Source organism: Nakamurella lactea DSM 19367 (genome assembly GCF_000426645.1).
Lineage (GTDB): Bacteria > Actinomycetota > Actinomycetes > Mycobacteriales > Nakamurellaceae > Nakamurella > Nakamurella lactea.
The window spans coordinates 262,985-281,036 of record NZ_AUFT01000007.1; the positions used below are offsets into that span (position 1 = coordinate 262,985).

At 69.5% G+C, this 18,052-nt stretch carries 15 protein-coding genes; 7 read left to right on the forward strand and 8 right to left on the reverse strand.

Translation table 11 applies throughout. From position 1 onward, the window contains the following. Window positions 1–5: 5 nt before the first annotated feature. On the reverse strand, window positions 6–569 hold the full coding sequence (locus K340_RS0109130) for a pyridoxamine 5'-phosphate oxidase family protein (protein WP_029136502.1): 564 nt from the start codon (window positions 567–569) through the stop codon (window positions 6–8). A 101-nt stretch (window positions 570–670) separates the two neighbouring features. On the opposite strand from K340_RS0109130, the gene K340_RS37285 reads away from it, so the two are divergent. Together K340_RS37285 and K340_RS28610 are read left to right on the forward strand one after the other, a co-directional pair. Beyond that, window positions 671–805, forward strand: a complete 135-nt coding sequence (locus tag K340_RS37285) for a hypothetical protein (protein ID WP_281170706.1) — start codon at window positions 671–673, stop codon at window positions 803–805. A 10-nt stretch (window positions 806–815) separates the two neighbouring features. Next, on the forward strand, window positions 816–2,252 hold the full coding sequence (locus tag K340_RS28610) for an MFS transporter (RefSeq protein WP_051265569.1): 1,437 nt from the start codon (window positions 816–818) through the stop codon (window positions 2,250–2,252). Window positions 2,253–2,437: 185 nt separating this feature from the next. Here the strand turns inward: K340_RS28610 and K340_RS0109145 are convergent, their stop codons facing one another. Continuing rightward, window positions 2,438–5,167, reverse strand: a complete 2,730-nt coding sequence (locus K340_RS0109145; protein WP_029136503.1) for an AAA family ATPase — start codon at window positions 5,165–5,167, stop codon at window positions 2,438–2,440. Window positions 5,168–5,276: 109 nt separating this feature from the next. Between K340_RS0109145 and K340_RS0109150 the strand changes: the two genes are divergently transcribed. Next, entirely contained in the window at window positions 5,277–6,368 is a 1,092-nt protein-coding gene (locus K340_RS0109150; protein ID WP_029136504.1) for a class I SAM-dependent methyltransferase, read from the forward strand. Further along, window positions 6,365–8,689: an alpha/beta fold hydrolase gene (locus K340_RS0109155; protein WP_211229348.1), complete on the forward strand. Its 2,325-nt coding sequence runs from the start codon at window positions 6,365–6,367 to the stop codon at window positions 8,687–8,689. Before K340_RS0109150 ends, K340_RS0109155 begins: the two co-directional genes overlap by 4 nt. Before the next feature lie 63 nt (window positions 8,690–8,752). Here K340_RS0109155 and K340_RS34065 read toward each other — a convergent pair whose 3' ends face one another. Beyond that, window positions 8,753–12,307, reverse strand: coding sequence for a DEAD/DEAH box helicase (locus K340_RS34065; RefSeq protein ID WP_051265571.1), 3,555 nt, complete (start codon window positions 12,305–12,307; stop codon window positions 8,753–8,755). A gap of 151 nt (window positions 12,308–12,458) precedes the next feature. Between K340_RS34065 and K340_RS0109165 the strand changes: the two genes are divergently transcribed. From K340_RS0109165 to K340_RS0109175, 3 genes are read left to right on the forward strand one after another with little or no spacing between them, the layout of a single operon-like run. After that, window positions 12,459–12,761, forward strand: coding sequence for a hypothetical protein (locus K340_RS0109165; RefSeq protein WP_029136506.1), 303 nt, complete (start codon window positions 12,459–12,461; stop codon window positions 12,759–12,761). Window positions 12,762–12,799: 38 nt separating this feature from the next. Further along, window positions 12,800–13,915 carry a carboxylate-amine ligase gene (locus K340_RS0109170; protein ID WP_037363582.1) on the forward strand — a complete coding sequence of 372 codons (1,116 nt, stop codon included), beginning with the start codon at window positions 12,800–12,802 and terminating at the stop codon, window positions 13,913–13,915. 50 nt (window positions 13,916–13,965) lie between these two features. Further along, the gene (locus K340_RS0109175; RefSeq protein ID WP_029136508.1) at window positions 13,966–14,589 is read left to right on the forward strand and encodes a hypothetical protein; all 624 of its coding nucleotides are present in this window, start codon (window positions 13,966–13,968) and stop codon (window positions 14,587–14,589) included. A gap of 45 nt (window positions 14,590–14,634) precedes the next feature. On the opposite strand, the gene K340_RS0109180 is transcribed toward K340_RS0109175, so the two are convergent. The 5 genes from K340_RS0109180 to K340_RS0109200 all read right to left on the reverse strand — a co-directional run bounded on the left by K340_RS0109180 (window position 14,635) and on the right by K340_RS0109200 (window position 17,872). Continuing rightward, a complete protein-coding gene (locus K340_RS0109180) occupies window positions 14,635–15,219 on the reverse strand; it encodes a Clp protease N-terminal domain-containing protein (RefSeq protein WP_029136509.1) in 585 nt (194 codons plus the stop codon). 4 nt (window positions 15,220–15,223) lie between these two features. Next, window positions 15,224–15,457 carry an HTH domain-containing protein gene (locus tag K340_RS0109185; protein ID WP_029136510.1) on the reverse strand — a complete coding sequence of 78 codons (234 nt, stop codon included), beginning with the start codon at window positions 15,455–15,457 and terminating at the stop codon, window positions 15,224–15,226. Between the two features lie 220 nt (window positions 15,458–15,677). Beyond that, the gene (locus K340_RS0109190) at window positions 15,678–16,046 is read right to left on the reverse strand and encodes a pilus assembly protein TadG-related protein (RefSeq protein ID WP_154674152.1); all 369 of its coding nucleotides are present in this window, start codon (window positions 16,044–16,046) and stop codon (window positions 15,678–15,680) included. Between the two features lie 57 nt (window positions 16,047–16,103). Then, window positions 16,104–16,499, reverse strand: coding sequence for a hypothetical protein (locus K340_RS0109195; RefSeq protein ID WP_037363585.1), 396 nt, complete (start codon window positions 16,497–16,499; stop codon window positions 16,104–16,106). Window positions 16,500–17,068: 569 nt separating this feature from the next. Beyond that, on the reverse strand, window positions 17,069–17,872 hold the full coding sequence (locus tag K340_RS0109200) for a hypothetical protein (RefSeq protein WP_029136513.1): 804 nt from the start codon (window positions 17,870–17,872) through the stop codon (window positions 17,069–17,071). Window positions 17,873–18,052 lie beyond the last annotated feature (180 nt).

Here is an 18,052-nt window from a genome sequence, read left to right on the forward strand (position 1 = left end):
CCGGCTCAGCCGACGACCGGGTCGAAGTCAAAGGCGGGCAGGCCGTCGATGCTCGTGCTGTTCTTGGTGCGCCGGTAGTCGGCTCGGCCGTCGGGCCCCTTGCGCTCCATGTGCTGCGGCAGCAGTTCGCGTTCGCCGGCGTACTCCATCAGCGGCACACCGTAGCCGCACGAGTCGGAGATGCGCTGCACGTCGACCACGATCACCGCGCGGCTTCCGGGGACCTCGGCGAACAACGGGGCCAGGTCGTTGAACTCGTCGTCGTAGATCGTCACGAACCGCCCATGGCCGTGCAGGCGGACCACATTCGGCGGCCCTTCGAACGCGCAGAACATCAGGGTGATCCGGCCGTTGTCCCGAAGGTGTGCAATGGTTTCGGCGCCACTGGCGGTGATGTCGAGATAGGCGACCGTGTGATCGTCGATCACCACGAAGGTGCCGCCGATCCCCTTCGGCGACACGTTGACCCGGCCGCCGCTGCCGCTCGGCGCTGTCGCGACGAAGAACATCCGCTGTCGTTCGATGAACTCCCGCAGGCGCCCGTCGATCCGTTCGTGAACCTTTCCCATTCGCCAACGGTAGCGCCATGGCCCGCCGGCGCTCGGGCCGCCGACCCGCGGGGTACCGTCGACAGTTCGGGACCGGTTCGGTTCCACAGCGGAGGATCACCATGTCCGACAAATCACCTCGCAGCAGTCTGTCGAAGAAATCCGGCAAGTCGCTGAAGGAGAAGCGCGCCGAAAAGAAGGCCAAGGTCGACCACACCCACGACGCCGAGATCGTCGCGAAGGTCAAGAAGCGCTGACCGTGGCCTGATGGCAACACTCCTGCAGCGGCTGCGGGAGACCGCCGGCGGTCCGGGGCGGCTACGGGTCGTGGTGCTGCTCGCCGCGGCCCTGTCGTCGGCGGCCGGCGTGCAGACGATCGCCGCCGCGGTCGCGCCGGATCTCAAGCAGGCCTTGGGCATCGACAACGTCCAGATCGGTCTGCTGGTCACCGCGGCGAGCCTGATGGGCGCCGCCACCACCCTGCCGTTCGGGCTGCTGGCCGACCGGGTGCCGCGGGTGCGGCTGCTGGCCGGCTGCGTGGTGCTGTGGTCGACAGCGATCGTGATCGAAGGGTCGGCGCAGAGCTACGGGATGGTGCTGGCGGCACAGCTGTTGCTCGGCGCCGGGATCGGCGCGGCGACGCCGGTTGTCGCATCGCTGACGGGTGACCTGTTCCCGCCCGCCGATCGGGGCCGGGTCTTCGGGCTGATCCTGGCCGGCGAATTCGCGGGTGCCGCGGTCGGGCTGCTGGTGGCCGGCGAGATCGCCGCACTGTGGTCGTGGCGGGGGTCGTTCTGGCTGTTGGCGATCCCGAGCCTGCTGCTCGCCGTGCTACTGCTGCGGCTGCTGCCCGAGCCGGTCCGCGGTGGTATGGGCGAGCTGCCGGCGCCCGTCGAGGTCGGTGAAATTCGTTCGGGCACAGTGAGTCTGGCGCAACTCACGACCGACGCCGGCGTCGAACCGAATCCCGCGCTGGTGCTCACCGAGGATCCGACGAACAAGTCACTACGCTGGGCGGTGCGCTACGTGCTGTCCATCCGGAGCAACGTGCTGCTGATCGTGGCGTCGGCGCTGGCGTACTACTACACGGCCGGCATGCAGACCTTCGCCGTGGTGTTCCTGCGCGGCCGCTTCGACCTGGGCCAGGGAATCGCCACCGCGTTGCTGGTGGTGATCGGGCTCGGCGTGATCACCGGAACCCTGGTCACCGGTCCACTTTCCGACCGGTTCATCGCCCGGGGCCGGATCGCCGCCCGGCCGATCGCCGGTGGGCTGTCCTGCCTGGCCGCGGTGATCTTCTTCGTCCCCGGGTTCTTCGCGGTGTCGTTGGCGATCTCGTTGCCGCTGTTCTTCCTCGGCTCGGCCGGCATCGGCGGCGCCAATCCGCCGCTGGACGCCGCGCGGTTGGACATCATGCACTCGAGGCTGTGGGGTCGGGCCGAGAGTGTCCGCAATTTCCTGCAGACGCTGCTCAAGTCCTCCGCGCCCCTGGTATTCGGCTGGTTGTCCGGGGTGTTGTCGCCGGCCGGCGACAACCCCGATCAGGTCCAGGGCGGCGGCGCGATCGGTCTGGACCGGGCGTTCCTGGTGATGCTGGTGGTGCTGGCCGTCGCGGCCGGAATCCTGCTGCTGGCCGCCCGGCGTTGGTACCCACGGGACGTGGCGACCGCGATCGCCTCGGAACGAGCGACCAGAGCGGGCTGACGATTTCGCCCACCCACCCCGGAGGTAGCGGAATGTTGGACGACACGCCGACGAGAGTTGCGCTACCTGGCCAGGTTTGCGCTACCTGGGTGGGTCACCCTCCCGGCAGGTAGCGGAATGTTGGGCGACACGCCGGCGAGAGTTGCGCTACCTGGCCAGGTTTGCGCTACCTCCGCAGGGCGAGGTCAGCGATCGACGTCGCGCAGCTGCGCGGCCAGCTCGGTCCGGGAGCGGATGCCGAGCTTGGTGTAGACGTGGCGCAGGTGGTACTCGACGGTCTTCGGGCTCAGGAACAGCGCCGCCGCTGCTTCCCTGGTGGTCCGTCCGTCGGCCAGCAGCAGGGATATCTGCATTTCCTGTGGGGTCAGTTGTTGCGCCGGGTCGGCGCCGCGGGGTCCGACCCGCTCGCCGGTGGCCAACAGCTCAGATCGGGTCAGCTCGGCCCACGGCACCGCGCCTAGCTGCTCGAAGGCGCCCAGCGCCGACCGCAGTTGGACCCGGGCGTCGACCCGGCGTCGCTCCCGGCGCAGCCGGGAGCCGTAGGCCAGCTGGGTCCGGGCCGTCTCGAACGCATCGAGGGTGACGGCGTGCGCCTCCAGCGCCGCGGTGAAGTGCCGATCGTCGGCGGTCGGCCGGCCCACCATGCCGAGCACCCGTTCGGCCCGGGCGAGTGCCCACGGCTGGCCTTTGGCCACCGCCCTGCGGTGGTAGCGGTGCGCCACCTGCGCGGCCTCGTCGGCTCGGCCCAGTCGCAGCAGTGCATCCACCAGTTCCGGTCCGGGGTCGACGTCGACGTCCAGGATCCCGTTGTCGTCGAGCCACTGCGAGAGCTCCCGGAAGGTGGTCGCCGCCTGCTCGGGTCGTCCCAGGGCCGTCGCCAGCTCGCCGGCGGCGAACTGCGCCCAGGCCCGGCCGAGGTGGATATGTTGCTGCGTGCAGACTTCCATCGCCTCCAGCATGTGCGCCCGGCAGTCTGCTGCGCGTCCCATCCGCGCCTCCAGCCAGGCCAAACCGGACAAGGACAACCCGAGATCGGTGGTGTGGCCGAAGTCGCGGGCCAGCTCGATCGACTCGGCGTAGTCGGCGGCGGCAGGTGCCCATCGGTCGGTCGCGGCTCCGTCCCTGGCGATCAGGAAGAGCAGATGCGGGAGTGTTCCGACGTCGCTCCGCGCCCGGCCGCTGTCCACCACTCGCCGCGCGAGCCGGCGTCCGGTCGAGGACTCGCGGAGGAACAGCGGGCCGATCATGCTCCACACCGGCTGCGTGGACTCCGCATCGGGGAACGTCGAGAGTTGTTCCACCGCAGCATGGATACGGTCGATCCCGAGCTGCCCGGCCAGAATCTGGGCGACCCCGGTGGCAATCGCGGCGATGGTGCCGGCCAGTGGCGCGACCGGGCCAGGAGGGTCTCGGAGCAACTGTTCGACGTGGGCGGAGGTGGCCAGCGCCGTCGCCGAGTCGCCCAGGTAGAAGCAGCCATAGATGGCGTCGGCGAACAGCACCAGCGCCCGATCCACATCGGTGGCGTCCGCGGCTGCCAACAGTAATGTCTGCCTGGCCTGATCCAGCGGACCGCAGCGGGCCGCAATGGTGCCGAGCAGTCCGTTGGCCGCCCACCGCGTCGGTGGCGTCGGCTCCAGTTCGAGGGTGGCGGCCAGCAGGCTCCGGGCGCGGGTCGCGTCACCTGCAGACCAGGCGGCGGTCGCGGCGGCGAGCAGCCGGCCGGCTCGGGCCGGCCCGTCCGCTGTCAGCCCGGCCGCGCGCTCGTACCCGATGGAGGCCACCGCGTGCGCTCCCCGGTCGGCCGCACGCCGGGCGACCTCGGCGATCGCGTCCGCGGCCTCCGGATCCGGTCCGAGCGCGGCATCGCACAGGTGCCACGCCCGCCGGTCGTCGGTGGCTGGAAGTGCCTGTGCCACAGCGGCATGCAGACTCCTGCGCAACTCGGGAGCGGACGTCGCGTAGATCCCGGAGCGGACCAGCGGGTGGACGAACTCGACCCGCTCGGCCCCTACCCGCAGCAGCGCTGCCCGCTCCGCCTCGGCCAGCGCGCCGATCGCGACATCCATGGTGGCACAGGCCTTTGCGACCAACGGTAGATCGCCGCCGGCCGTGGCGACCAGCAGTACCGCGAGTCGGGCGTCCGGGCTCAGCGAGTCCGCCCGGGCGGCGAATCGGGCGGCCAGGTCCGCCGGGATCGGCATCGGGGCATCCGGCCGGGTGGCCGTGAGGACGGCGCCCTCGCGGGCCAGTTCGATGATGGCGAGCGGGTTTCCGCGGCTGAGCTCGAGGATCTGCCTGGTCGTCTCGGCCGACGTCGGGGCCGTCGCAGTTGCCGCCACCAGGGTCCGGCTCGCCTCCCGGTCGATACCGGTCAGTCGGAGCTCCGGCAGGCCGCTCGTGGTGAGCACGGTCAGCGGTTCTCCTCGGGCCGCCACGACGACGAGGATCGGGTCGGCGAACAGCCGCCGGGCCGCGAATGCGATGGCCTGGGCCGACGGTTGATCGAGTTCGTGGCCGTCGTCGATCAGCACGGCTACCGGCCGGTCCTCGCCGAGCAGGGTCAGCAGACTCAGCGTCGCCGCGCCGACGGCGAACCGGTCGACGGGGTGACCGGCGCGCAGCGCGAGCGCGACCCCGAGGGCCTCGGCTTGCGGTGCGGGGATCCGGTCGATGAGGGCCAACGCCGGGCGGAGTACCTGCAACAGCCCGCCGAACGGAAGGTCGCGCTCGGCTGCCGAACCGCGGGCGGTCAGCAGCCGCATGTCGTGGATTCGGGTCCTGGCGTACTCGATCAGGGTGGACTTTCCGATGCCGGGTTCGCCGGTGATCAGCAGGATCCCGCTGCTGCCGACCCGCGCCCCGGCGACCAGGGCGTCGATTGCTCCGGTTTCGGCGGTTCGTCCCACCAGCACAGACCCAGTGTAAGAGCGACAACTAGGTGGGTGACCGGATGCGATGGCCCCCCACCGGGCGGAAGCATCGGCGCAACAGCCACGCATTCCCTCGCCAAGGAGATCCGCTATGACCACCATCGATCAACCCACCGCCGCTCCCACCGAGATCGACGAGCAGAAGCTGATGGGCTTCGTCTTCAAGGCCGTCGACGAGGTGGGCGCGACCCTCAATTGTGCGCTGGTGGTGATGGGCGACAAACTCGGTTACTACCGGGCGCTGGCCGATCGCGGCCCGCTCACGCCGTCGCTGCTCGCCGATGCCACCGCAACCGGCATCCACTATGCCCGCGAGTGGCTCAACGCCCAGGCCGCCGGCGGCTACGTCGAGTACCACCCGGCTGACGGCACCTACACCCTCCCGCCCGAGCATGCCATCGCCCTCACCGATCCGGACAGCCCGGCCTATCTGCCCGGGTTCTTCCAGATCGCGTTCGGCACGGTGCACGACTCACCGGCGGTGGTGGCCGCGGCCTCTGTCGGCGACGGGGTGGGCTGGCATGAGCACGGCGATGACGTCTTCGTCGGGTGCGAGCGCTTCTTCCGGCCGGGCTACAACGCCAATCTGGTGTCGTCCTGGCTTCCCGCGATGGACGGGGTGGTGCCGAAGCTGATTGCCGGCGCGCGGGTCGCCGACCTCGGATGTGGGCACGGCGCATCGACGATCGTGATGGCCAAGGCCTTTCCGCAGTCGACCTTCGTCGGGTCCGACTATCACCCGGGATCCATTGCGACCGCGCGGGAGCGGGCCGCGGAGGCCGGGGTGGCCGACCGGGTGCGGTTCGAGGTGGCGGACGCGGGCTCGTACAGCGGCACCGGATACGACCTGGTGACGACCTTCGACGCCTTGCACGACATGGGGGATCCGATCGGCGCCGCCCGGCACGTCCACTCCACGCTGGCCGATGACGGCCGGTGGATGATCGTCGAACCGGCGGCTGGTGATCGGGTGGAGGACAACCTGAATCCGGTAGGCCGCGCCTACTACGGCTTCTCGACCCTGCTGTGCACCCCGGCCTCGCTGTCGCAGGACGTGGGGCTGGCCATCGGCACCCAGGCCGGACCGGCCAGGATCAACGACATCACCACCACGGCCGGCTTCACCGGTTTCCGGGTGGTCGCCGGCACGCCGTTCAACAACGTGCTCGAGGTATGGAAGTGACGATCGGCGGGCTGCTCGGTTCCGGTCGAGCAGCCGCGCCGGCGGCCTGGCCGGGTGCGCCGGCGGCCCGGCCGGGTGCGCCGGCGGCCCGGCCAGGTGCGCCGAGGGTGCGGCCGGGTGCGCCGCCGGCGGGGTCGACCGGGCCGGTTGACGAGCAGCCCGCCTGGACCGGCTCGCTCGCCGGACCGCGTGACGTCGGGGCGGCGATCCCGCACACCACCGGGGTCGCCGAGCGGGACGGGGTTTCGCTGGCCTGGGCGGCATACGGCGATCGGATTTCCGATCGCCCGACGGTGCTGCTGATGCCGACCTGGTCGATCGTCCACAGCGGCATCTGGAAGGGGCAGATCGCCTATCTGGCACGACATTTCCCGGTGCTGACGTTCGACGGACGGGGCAGCGGCCGGTCCGGTCGGCCGGCCGGCGCCGCCGCCTACACGGATCTGGAGTACGCGGCCGATACGGTGGCCGTGATGGATGCCGCCGGGGTGGGTCGGGCAGTCCTGGTCTCGCTGTCCTGCGGCACCGCCTGGTCGCTGCACGTCGCCGCCGACCACCCGGAACGGGTGATCGGCCTGTTCGCCATCTCCCCGTCCTGCGGATTCCCGGTCTCCCAGCCGCACCGCGACGGCTATCGCTGGGACCAGCGGTACGACACCACCGAGGGCTGGTCCGCCTACAACCGGTTCAACTGGCTGGAGGGGGATTACGACGGCTTTCTGCAGTTCTTCTTCGGAAAGATGTTCAGCGAACGCCACTCCACCAAGCAGACCGAGGACGCGCTCGGCTGGGCGCGGCAGGTACCGCGGGGGACCCTGGTCGACACCACCGCCGGCCGGATCGGCTGCGACGGAGCGATCTGCGCCCCGCTGGAGCCGGTCTGCGCCAGGGTCGGTTGCCCGGTGACGGTGGTGCACGGCACCGACGATCGGGTTCGCCCGCACGCCATCGGCGAACGGCTGGCCGAACTCACCGGTGGCTCACTGCTGCTGGTACAGGGCGGCGGACACGGCATCCCGAGCCGCGACCCGGTGTTCCTCGATCGGGAGATCCGCGCCTTCGTCGACGGGCTGTGTCCGCCGGTCCGCGTTCGCGGCTGGACCAGGGCGCTGAACCGGCCGCGGAAGGCGCTGTACCTGTCGTCACCGATCGGGCTCGGCCATGCCATGCGCGACATGGCGATCGCCCAGCAGCTGCGGACGGCACGGCCCGACCTGCAGATCGAGTGGCTGGCGCAGCATCCGGTGACGGCGGTACTGGCCTCGAACGGCGAGACGGTGCACCCGGCCTCGGCGTTCCTGGCCAGCGAGTCCGGCCACATCGAACACGAGGCCGGCGAGCATGATCTGCACGCCTTCCAGGCCATTCGCCGGATGGACGAGATCCTGGTGAACAACTTCATGGTCTTCGCGGACCTGGTGGCCGACAACCACTACGACCTGGTGATCGGCGACGAGGCTTGGGACGTCGACTACTTCCTGCACGAGAACCCGGAGCTCAAGCGGTCGCCGTTCGCCTGGATGACGGACTTCATCGGCTGGCTGCCCATGCCCGACGGCGGGGCTGCCGAGGCCGCGTTGACCGCCGACTACAACGCCGAGATGATCGAGCAGCGGGACCGATTCCGCTCGGTTCGGGATCGCTCGATCTTCGTCGGCAACCCAGGCGACATCGTCGAACTGGACTTCGGTGACGGACTCCCGCGGATCCGCGACTGGGCGGCCGACAACTTCGATTTTGCCGGCTACGTCACGGGTTTCGATCCTGCCGCGCTCGGCAGTCGGGAGGAACTGCGGGCCAGCCTTGGCTATCGTAAGGACGAGCGGGTCTGCGTGGTGACCGTCGGCGGCTCCGGCGTGGGACTGCCGCTGCTGCGGCGGGTGCTGGACGCGATTCCGTTGGCCCGCCGGCTGGCTCCGGACCTGCGGTTCCTGGTGGTCGCCGGGCCGCGGATCGACCCGGGCACGCTGCCGCGTCGACGCGGTGCGAGGATCGTCGGCTATCAGGGCGAGCTGTATCGGCACCTGATGGCGTGCGACATCGCTGTGGTCCAAGGTGGTCTGACGACCTGCATGGAGCTGACGGCGGCCCGCCGGCCCTTCCTGTACGTGCCGCTGCGGCACCACTTCGAGCAGAACTTCCATGTCCGTCATCGGCTGGAGCAGTACCGGGCCGGTCGGTGCCTGGAGTATCCGGAGGCGAGCGATCCGGCGGCGCTGGCCGCCGCGATCTGTTGCTGCCTGGATGCCGAGGTCGACTATCGACCGGTGGAATCCGATGGGGCGGCCAGGGCGGCAGCGATGCTCGCCGAGTTGCTCTGAACTCCCTGGCACCAAATGCACCAGAAGTGCCCTGTCAGGGTGCTTCGGGTGCGCTCGGGAAGGTCAGCTGAGTAGGCCGCGGAGGTCGTCGACGGTCAGCGCGCTGCCGAGCTGGCCGCCGTCCTCGATCACTCTGGCGAACAGGTCGCGCTTGCTCTGCTGCAGCGCGAGCACCTTCTCCTCGATGGTGTCGGCGGAGATCAGCCGGTAGACCATTACCGGCCTGGTCTGCCCGATCCGGTGCGTGCGATCGATGGCCTGCGCCTCGGCGGCCGGGTTCCACCACGGGTCCAGCACGAAGCAGTAGTCGGCCTCGGTGAGGTTGAGGCCGAAACCGCCGGCCTTCAGGCTGATCAGGAAGACGGGCGCGGTGCCCGTGGTGAACTCGGCGACCTTCGCCTGCCGATTCTTGGTCCGCCCGTCCAGGTAGACGTGCTCGATGCCCTCGGCCGTCAGCCGGTCGCGGACCTGCCCGAGGAACCGGGTGAACTGGCTGAACACCAACGCCCGGTGGCCCTCGGACGCCAGCTCGGTGAGCTGCTCGACCAGGGTGTCGATCTTCGCCGACGGAACGCCGGCGTGCTCCTCGTCGACCAGCCAGGCGGACAGCGCCAGCTGTCGCAGTTTGGTCAGCGCCTGCAGGATCTCGAACCTGTTGCGCTGCACGTCGTCCAGCAGTCCGAGCACCTTCTGTCGCTCCCTGGCCAGCTGCGTCTGGTAGATCTTGCGATGCTTCGGGTACAGCTCGACGGAGAGCACCTGCTCCTGCTTCGGCGGGAGTTCGGTGGCGACCAGCTCCTTGGTTCGTCGCAGCATCAGCGGTCGGATCCGCCGGCGCAGGACTTCCAGTGCCTGCGGGTCGGTGCCCCGTTCGATCGGATGACGGTAGTGCTCGGTGAATTTCTCCGGATCCGGGAACAGGCCGGGTGCCACGATCGACAGCAGCGCCCACAGCTCCATCAGGTTGTTCTCCAACGGAGTCCCGGTGATGGCCAGCTTGAAGTCCGCCGGCAGCCGGCGCGCGCACTGGTAGGTCTTGGCCCGGTGGTTCTTGACCGCCTGCGCCTCGTCCAGAAATGCTGCGGCCCAGTCGATCCCCGCGTAAGAGTCGTATTCCAGGCGCAGCAGTGCGTAGGAGGTGACGACGATCGCCGCACCGTCGGCGACCTCGGTCAGCGGCTTGCCGCGGCGGCGCAGTGTCTCGCTGACCACCGCCACCCCCAGCTCGGGCGCGAACTTGGCGGCCTCCGTCGCCCAGTTGCCGACCACGCTGGTCGGCGCCACCACCAGTACCGGCCGCCGCTCGCCGCCGTCGACCATCTGCTGCACCGCCGCCAGCGCCTGCACTGTCTTGCCCAGCCCCATGTCGTCGGCCAGGATGCCGCCGAGGCGTTGCTGCCAGAGGAACATCAGCCAGTGGTAGCCGGTGAGTTGATAGGCCCGCAGCTCCGCGCGGAATGACGCCGGTGGCGGGGGTGCCGGCAGCTCCGTCAGATCCAGCAATCCGTCGACCGAGGAGCGCCAGGCTTCGGACTGCTCGTTGACCACGCCGAGTGCGACCAATTCTTCCCAGAGCCCGGCATGCAACGGATTGATCCGCAGCTCACCGGTTTCCGGGTCGGCCAGCTCGCGTGCCTGTTCGATCAGGTGCCGCAGCTGGTGGAATTCCGGCCGGTCGACGTCGAAGTAGATGCCGTTGTCGAGTAACAGCGGCCGCCCGGTGGCCAGCGCGGTGAACAACAGCGCGAACGGCACGTCGACGCCGTCGACAGTGACGCTGATCGCCAGGTTGAACCAGTCCCGGTCGGTCGAGTCGGCGACGCCGATCTCGACCACCGGATCCGAGTCCGGTGAGCGGTACTCCAGCGCCGTGCCGATCACCTCCACATCGAGGTCCATCGAACGCAGCAGCGGCAGGGTCTGCTGGGTGAAGGCCACCGTCGCCATACCGGAGAAGCGTTGCAGACGACGGGGTCGGACCCGGCCACCGATCTGCTCTACCAGCATCGCCAATTCCGGCCGGCTCAGCTCCAACGCGTCCAGCGCCACCTGCTCGGCGCCGGGATCGCGGGCCGGCCCGGCCGGGCCGGGTTCCCTGCCGAACTCATCCCCGCCGAACTCGTCCGCGCCCAACTCGTCCCCGCCGAACTCGTGCCCGCCGAACTCGGCACTGCCGTCAGCGGAATCGTCGTAGTACGAATCGTCGGCGAAGGTCTGTCCGGCGAACGGCGTGCCCATCGGCCCGGGCAGCTCCGACCTGACGTCGTCGCCGTTGCGGCCGGCGGCGGCGAGGTGCAGCTCGGCAATCTGCCGCATGATCTTGTCGGCAGCCTCCCGGACCGCGATGGTGCGGCGACCCACCTCGGCGCGTTGGTCGTCAGCGAAGTCGTCGTAGTTGTTGCCGTGCACCGCAACCCGATACGTGTTGTCCCCGATCCGGTAGCGGAAGAACCACTCGAGCAGTACCTGATGGTCGTCGGCATAACAGGCCTGGACCAACACTCTCGGCCGGGTGATCTCCGGGAGCTGGACCGAGTCGTCGGACGAGACGATGTCGGTGACCCGGCGCAGCCTGGGCAGGAATTGCGCCCGGAAGGTCGGCAGGTCCGCGTCCGGGATTTCCAGCGGCCGCCCCTGGAGCAGGCCGGTGGTGAGCGGGTCGAGCCGCCGGTCGAAGCGCCACAGCACCAGCTGTTGTTCCTTGCCCGACCCGTTCACCGCCCAGAGCCCGACCGGTGGATCACCGATCGGCAGCGCGCTCGGATCCGGCCCGGCGTCGAGGCTGGCCGACAGCCGTGCCGGCATTCCGGCGGCGTGGGTGATGTCCAGGCTCACCCCGACCGGTGTCCGGATGACGCTTCCGCTGCCGCTGCGGCCGAAAATCAGCGGCACGCCGGCGTCGAGCACGTCGTCCAGCAGGGGCCAGACGCCGAGCCCGCCGCCGTCCAGATACAGCGGATCCTGCCCGTAGCCGTAATACCCGCTGGACTGGTTGCGCAACCAGCGATACAGCGCCAGCAGCGGTTCCCGGGCCCGGTGACGGCTCCAGCTGCCATATCCGCCGTACTCCAGATCCGGCCAGGAAACCCCCTGTCGGACCCAGTCGCCGCGCTTGCCGATGGTCACCGGACGCAGTCGGAGCCGTGTCGGCTCGTCCGGAACGTTGCTGTACAGCCGGGTGTGTCGTTGGGGCACAACGGCTTCCACCTGCAGCCCGATCGGTCGCTGGTCGATGCCCGGCAGGGTGGACTCTGCCGTCGCCAGCAGACCCTGCAGCCGTTGCTGCCAATCGGGACTCCGGTCGCCGCGGCGCAGGGTGGCGACCGCGGTCTGCCGGCTCCGCTCGGCCAGCGCGGTCAACGCCACCGCGGCGACATGCTTGCAGTTGGCCGCCATCGGGCAGCTGCAGGTGCCGTGCAGCTGGGCCGGATCGTCGCCATAGCTCACCACCACCTGGTAGGGGGCGGCGCCGGTGCCCCGAACCCGACCGAAGATCTGGTCGTCCGCGATGCGGAGCTCACTGACCCGTCCGGTGGCCGCGTACGGCCGGCCGCGTTCGAAGGCGGCCGGGCCGACGGCCCGGCGGATCGCCTGCTCGGGCGGGAGTGGGGGAGTCATCGTCCCCAGGGTAGAACGACCGTCTGACGCTTCCGGGCTGTCCACAACGGTGGCGCCGAGACGTGCCTGGGTGGATAACTGGCCCTCTCCGGAGGCGCGCGAGCGGCTGCGGGTAGCCCCGGAACGCGCCGGACCGGGGACAATTGTCCCCATGGCCCGCCGATCCCACCGTCGCTACGCCGACCCACATCCGGAACTGGACGTGTCGTCGGTGTTGCGCGGCCGTGCGCGGAGCGAGGGCAGGGCCGACGGATCACGTTGGTCGGTGCGCCCGGTGGCCGGATCCGACAAGGTCTATCGCTGTCCGGGCTGCGAGCAGCAGATCCAGCCGGGCGTCGGACACGTGGTGGTCTGGTCCGACGATCACCTGTTCGGTGAGGAAGCGGCGCTGGACGACCGGCGGCACTGGCACCGCTCGTGCTGGCAGGCGCGGGACCGGCGCGGCCCACGCTGAGCGTCGCCGCCGGCCCGGCGCCGTGGTACTTCTAGGGAATGACGACACCCCCGCCGCCAACGACATCCAGAACGTTCGGGGTGGAGGAGGAACTGCTGCTGGTCGGTGGGGTCAGCGGAGCACCGACCCCGGCGGGTGAGCAGGTTGTCGCGCTGGCGCCCGGCGACACCGTGGAGCACGAATTCAAGAAGGAACAGGCCGAGACCGGGTCCGAGCCGTGTCGCAGCGCCGACGAGCTGGTCGGTCAGCTGCGGGAGCTGCGTGCGGTGGCTGCCCGGGCGGCCGACCGGTCCGGTGTCCGGATCGCGGCGCTCGCCACCAGCCCGCTGCGGGTCCGTCCGACCGCCACCCCCGATGAGCGCTATCGGCGGATGCACGACCGGTTCGGGGTGATCGCGGACCGGCAGCTCACCTGTGGACAACACGTGCATGTCGGCATCGAATCGCGCGCCGAGGGGGTAGGGGTACTCGACCGGATCGGCCCGTGGCTGCCGGTGATCCTGGCGTTGTCGGCGAATTCGCCGTTCTGGCAGGGCGTGGACACCGGGTATGCCAGCTTCCGGACAGTGCTCTGGGGGATGTGGCCCAGCGCCCTGCCGACCGCCCCGTTCGGCGACGAGAGTACCTACGACACAGCGGTTTCCGAGCTGATCGAGAGCGGCGCCGCACTCGACGATGGCATGGTCTACTTCGATGCCCGGCTGTCCGCGAGTTACCCGACGGTGGAGATCCGGGTGGCAGACGTGTGCACCGACGTGGCCGATGCGGTCGCGATCGCCGTGCTGTGCCGGGCTCTGGTAGACACCGCCGCGCGGCAGTGGCGCGACGGTGAACAGCCGCTCCCGATGCGGCCCGAACTCCGGCGGGCCGCCGTCTGGCGGGCCGCCCGTTACGGCCTCACCGAAGAGCTGTTGGATCCGCGGACCCGCCGGCCGGTGCCGGCCGCCGACGCGGTCTCCGGGTTGCTCGAGCAGCTTGACGGCGCGCTCACCAGATCCGGCGACCGGGAGCGCGCTCACCACGAGGTCGCCCGGCTGCTGCGTACCGGGAACGGCGCCGAGCACCAACGACGGGCCGACGCCGAGGGCGGACTCACCGCGGTCGTTCGCGACGCCGTGAGACGAACCGTGGCAGGCGCGGTGTCGAACGGATAATTGCAGGTCAACGGCTCGCCAAGGCGGCCGAAGGCTGGCACCATGGAGAGATGTACATCGCCGGACGGGAGAGCTGGAAGATCTCCATCGACGAGCCGCAGGTACTGCGGATCGCCCTGTACCTGCGCGAGGTCTGCGCGCTGACGCCGCACACGGATCCGGACATCCCGCCGCTGGACCCGCCGGCCTCGGCCTGGCCGGCCTGGGTGCGCCGGCCGGCCGACCCGGACCTCCCCGAGCTCGCCCCGTTGGAGCGAGCGGCCGCGTCGGTGCAGTGGACCCGCTGGTGGAATCACGCCCTGGACATCGGTGCGCCCGCGCTGCGCGATCTCGCCCCGGGGTTCAAGCAGTTCCGTCACCTCCCGGAGCTGCGGGCGCTGCTCGTCGCGCACTTCCCGAACGCGCTGGTCTGGACGACCGCCTTCGGTGACGACCCGCGGGTCAAGCGCGACATCCTCGCTCCGGGGACCCGGCTCACCGAGTTGGTCAACGACGTGGAACGGTCCGCCGGTCGCGCCGCGAAACCGTTCGAGCTGCGGATCACCGTCATTTCCGTGCAGACGAAGCACGCCTGGGTGCTGGGGCCGGGGCATCTGCTCATCACCCACCGGCTGATCCACGACGACGAGAACATGCTCGACTGGTTGCGTCCGCAGCTGCGCGAGTTGGTCTGACGCGGTCGCGCCAGGGGTAGGCGTAGTGGGGTTGTCCCGCGCGGCTCAGCCGGTCGAGGCGATGAAGTCCGGCGGGAGTTGGGCGTCGATTTCCTCGCGGAGTTGCTTCGGGTCGATGCCGGCGCCGACGATGATCTGGCTGGCGATCCCGTTGCCCTCCCGAAGCAGGCCGAGCAGCAGATGCCCGTCGGCGATGTAGTTGTGGTGCAGGCGTTGTGCTTCGCGCAGCGCGAGTTCCAAGGCCTTCTTGGACCGCCTGGTGAACGGGATGTGCCCGGTCACTGTCTTCCTCCGCTTCGACCGCCGGTCGCCGCGCGGTTCCAACGCACCGGGGCCGAAGGTCGCCTCGACCCGTCGCCGGACCGCGTCCAGGTCGATCCCGATGGCGCCCAAGGCTTCTGCGTCGATCTCGTCGTCCTCGGAAACGCCGGCCATGCCCAGGAACGTCTGCTCGGCGGTCTTCTTGTCGAGTCCGTGTTCGGCGAGCAGGCGCGCGGCCAACGTCTGCGGCCGGTCCAGCAGCCCGAGCAGTAGGTGCTCGGTGCCGATGTAGGAGTGTCCGAGCTGGCGCGCGTTCTCCTGGGCCATCACCACGACTGCCCTGGCCTCTTCGGTGAATCGTTCGAACATGGTGTTACTTCTCCCGTCTCAGTAGGCCGCGGCCGGCGGAGTGCTTCTTGTGCACGGCTTGTCGGCTGACTCCGAGCCGCTCGGCGATGTCCTGCCACGACCAGGCCTGGCGGCGGGCGTTGTCGACCTGCAGGGCCTCCAGCCGTTCGACCAGCACTCGGAGTGCCCGGACGGCGCGCAGTCCGACGTCCGGATCGGCGTCGGCGGCATCGGCTGCCAGGTTCTTGGTATCGGTCACCGTGTCAATCTAAGTTGACGGAGACCGTTTGTCAACCCCGGTTGACAAACGCCACGATTGTCTGTGGTCGGGTAGGGGCCTGTGCCGTCCTGCCGCTATGCCCCGCCTGCCGGGGCAGAGTGGTAGGACGGCACACAGGCCACCCCACCCACAGCGCGGCCTGCACCCGGCGCTCGGCCTCGTCGTGCGCGCCGTTGGGCTCACTTCGACGAAGCCGTGGCTATCCGACGGCCCGTTCGATCTTGCTGCTGGAGTTGACGTCCAGGTGCACCGTCGGGTTGAGGAACAATGCGCCGAAGGTGATCGGTGCCTCGATCTGGCAGTGTGCGAAGACCGCGTCCGCGGTGACGCCGGCCTCGACCGTCGCGCCGGTCGGTCGTTCGTTCAGGTAGTTGGCCATCAGTTGACCGACCCGCCCGGTGTCGCCGCCGGCGGCCTCCTCCGGAGTGGTCGATCCGGCAGCGTAGTTGGTCGCGCCGTCGCAGATGCTCTGCAGGTTACGGCGGGCGAGCACCGCCGATCCGGCGGCGATCACCCCGGCGCCGAGCAGTAGCAGGCACAGCATCATCCCGAGGACCAATGGCGTCACCGATCCCCGGTCGGCGTCGCTCGTCCGCCGTTCGGGCTGGCGTTGATCCGGCACGGGTCAACCGCCGGGGTGCAGGTTCGCGTCGGGGTCGTTGACCATGACGGCACGGAGTTCGCCGACTTCGACGGAGGTGTTGCTGTCCATGGCGAGGGTGATGCTGCCGCCGACGCCGATGTTGGAGGTCCAGTCGGCGGTCCATTCGACCGTGGCGCTGACGGGCCACCGACCTGTGCCATTGGTGCGGGCCTTCTTCGACACCCAGTGGTAGGTGTAGCCGCAGTCCGGGTTCCAGTCGTGCGGGTCGGCCGGGAGCTGGTCCTGGGCCGGGGCGGTGGTGCCCGGTCCGTCGCAGATCACCTGCTGGGTGGCTGAGCTGCCGGTGTCCGGGTTGTCGGTCGGCTCGCCCATCGACCAGGTGACCTTGGTGATGTGTGCGTTCACCGTGACGGTCACGCCCCGCAGACTCAGGGATGACGTTTGAGCTCCCGGATCCTCAACCCAGAGCCACAGCGGACGGTTGACCACCGCATTCTCCACCGACGGACCAATCTTCGGCGGGAGTGTGGGGAGTTTCATCCGCTGAGTGACGTTCGCGGCCAGCTGTGCAGGATCTGGTGGCGGTGGAGCTATTGGCGCTTCTCCGTCTGGAACGAATTGCGGCTCGCTAGCGGTGTAGTTGACGAGGTTGCCGCTGGTGTCGAGATCGGTTGGACACCACATGACGACCCACACGCCGTGTGTCGTGCCGCCGTCGGCGCCTGGTCCAGCATCTGGCTTCGACGAGTCGATATGTCCCCAACAATCGCCCACCGACATGATGTCGGCCAACGACCGATGAGGCGCAGATTTGCCTGACCCCGTTCCGTTGTCGCCGGTGTTAGGTATGGGGGTGCTGTCGGGTGACGTGCCCGAGACGTACAAACTCTCCTGGATATTCCCATCACCTAGCCCGTCGATATCGATCTCAGGCACCGGCTCGGAGAGCATTACGGCAGCGACCGCTACAGCGACGAGTGCGTTCCTCAGGAACATTTTCCATCACCCAAGGCGTCGTATCGCTCGACGCGCCAGATGGCGTCTTTGCTGCGCGTCACGCTCACTCGGACCAGTCGATCAGCGACACCTTTGCCGGTGACCTTCTTAGTTGTTCGATCCCGTGTTCCCCATTTCGACTGATCGAGACAGTCGTTGAACATGGCCATGTCTGATCCGTTGATCTCCGGCTTCCAGGTGAACTTGTGTCCCAGAGTTCCCCAGGTCTCCACGTTGTTCTGATCCGAGATTGCGGCGGATTCCAGCGTCAACCGCGCCAGGGGGTCTACCGCTGACGTCGCGATCAGGGCCGCACGTTTGTCAATGGGTGTGGCGGGCAGCCGGTTATAGACCTTCCAGTAAGCGAGCCACGCATCCTGGGCGGCCTTGCGATCGGCAGCCTCCTGCGCGGAGATCGTCGGACCGCCGGCGCCGGTCGTGGACTTCCCGGTCCCGGTCCCGGTCCCCGTCCCGGACTTGCTCGTCGACCGAGTAGGTGCCGTCGACGTGCTGGTCGGTGGGCCGGTGGTCGGTCCGCTGCTGGTCGACGGGGAAGCCGGCCCCGAGGTGGCGGTCGAGGCGACGGTCCTGGTGCTGCCGGGTGCCGGCGAATCGGCACTCGAGCCGGAGGCCGCTGGATCACCGGACAGCGGCGGGAGTGGCACCGCGGAGCCGCCGGGGCTCATGGTGGCCAGCGGCTCGGTGGTCGGGCCGGCGTCGGGGTCGCCGGTGCAGCCACTGACCAGCAGCGCGGCTACCGCGATCGGCGCGGCCCAGCGCAGGCCTGCTCGCATGCCGTCCTCCCGTCCCGGCCGCCACCCTCGTCCGACCATCCGGACCACTTTCCCGGAAGCCACGGGCCGACGCAACCCGCGCTGTCCCGGCTGTGGACAACCTCCGACGTGCGGCGATGCCGCGCGGACGCTCCGCGCGGGGGTGCCACGGACTGGTCTGCGGCGGGTCGATGAGGCAAT

What these genes read in the sequence shown, in the direction of transcription:
- K340_RS0109130 (WP_029136502.1), bottom strand. Translation starts at nt 569, where the DNA reads ATGGGAAAGGTTCACGAACGGATCGACGGGCGCCTGCGGGAGTTCATC.
- K340_RS37285 (WP_281170706.1), top strand. Translation starts at nt 671, where the DNA reads ATGTCCGACAAATCACCTCGCAGCAGTCTGTCGAAGAAATCCGGCAAG.
- K340_RS28610 (WP_051265569.1), top strand. Translation starts at nt 816, where the DNA reads ATGGCAACACTCCTGCAGCGGCTGCGGGAGACCGCCGGCGGTCCGGGG.
- K340_RS0109150 (WP_029136504.1), top strand. Translation starts at nt 5,277, where the DNA reads ATGACCACCATCGATCAACCCACCGCCGCTCCCACCGAGATCGACGAG.
- K340_RS34065 (WP_051265571.1), bottom strand. Translation starts at nt 12,307, where the DNA reads ATGACTCCCCCACTCCCGCCCGAGCAGGCGATCCGCCGGGCCGTCGGC.
- K340_RS0109165 (WP_029136506.1), top strand. Translation starts at nt 12,459, where the DNA reads ATGGCCCGCCGATCCCACCGTCGCTACGCCGACCCACATCCGGAACTG.
- K340_RS0109170 (WP_037363582.1), top strand. Translation starts at nt 12,800, where the DNA reads ATGACGACACCCCCGCCGCCAACGACATCCAGAACGTTCGGGGTGGAG.
- K340_RS0109175 (WP_029136508.1), top strand. Translation starts at nt 13,966, where the DNA reads ATGTACATCGCCGGACGGGAGAGCTGGAAGATCTCCATCGACGAGCCG.
- K340_RS0109180 (WP_029136509.1), bottom strand. Translation starts at nt 15,219, where the DNA reads ATGTTCGAACGATTCACCGAAGAGGCCAGGGCAGTCGTGGTGATGGCC.
- K340_RS0109200 (WP_029136513.1), bottom strand. Translation starts at nt 17,872, where the DNA reads ATGCGAGCAGGCCTGCGCTGGGCCGCGCCGATCGCGGTAGCCGCGCTG.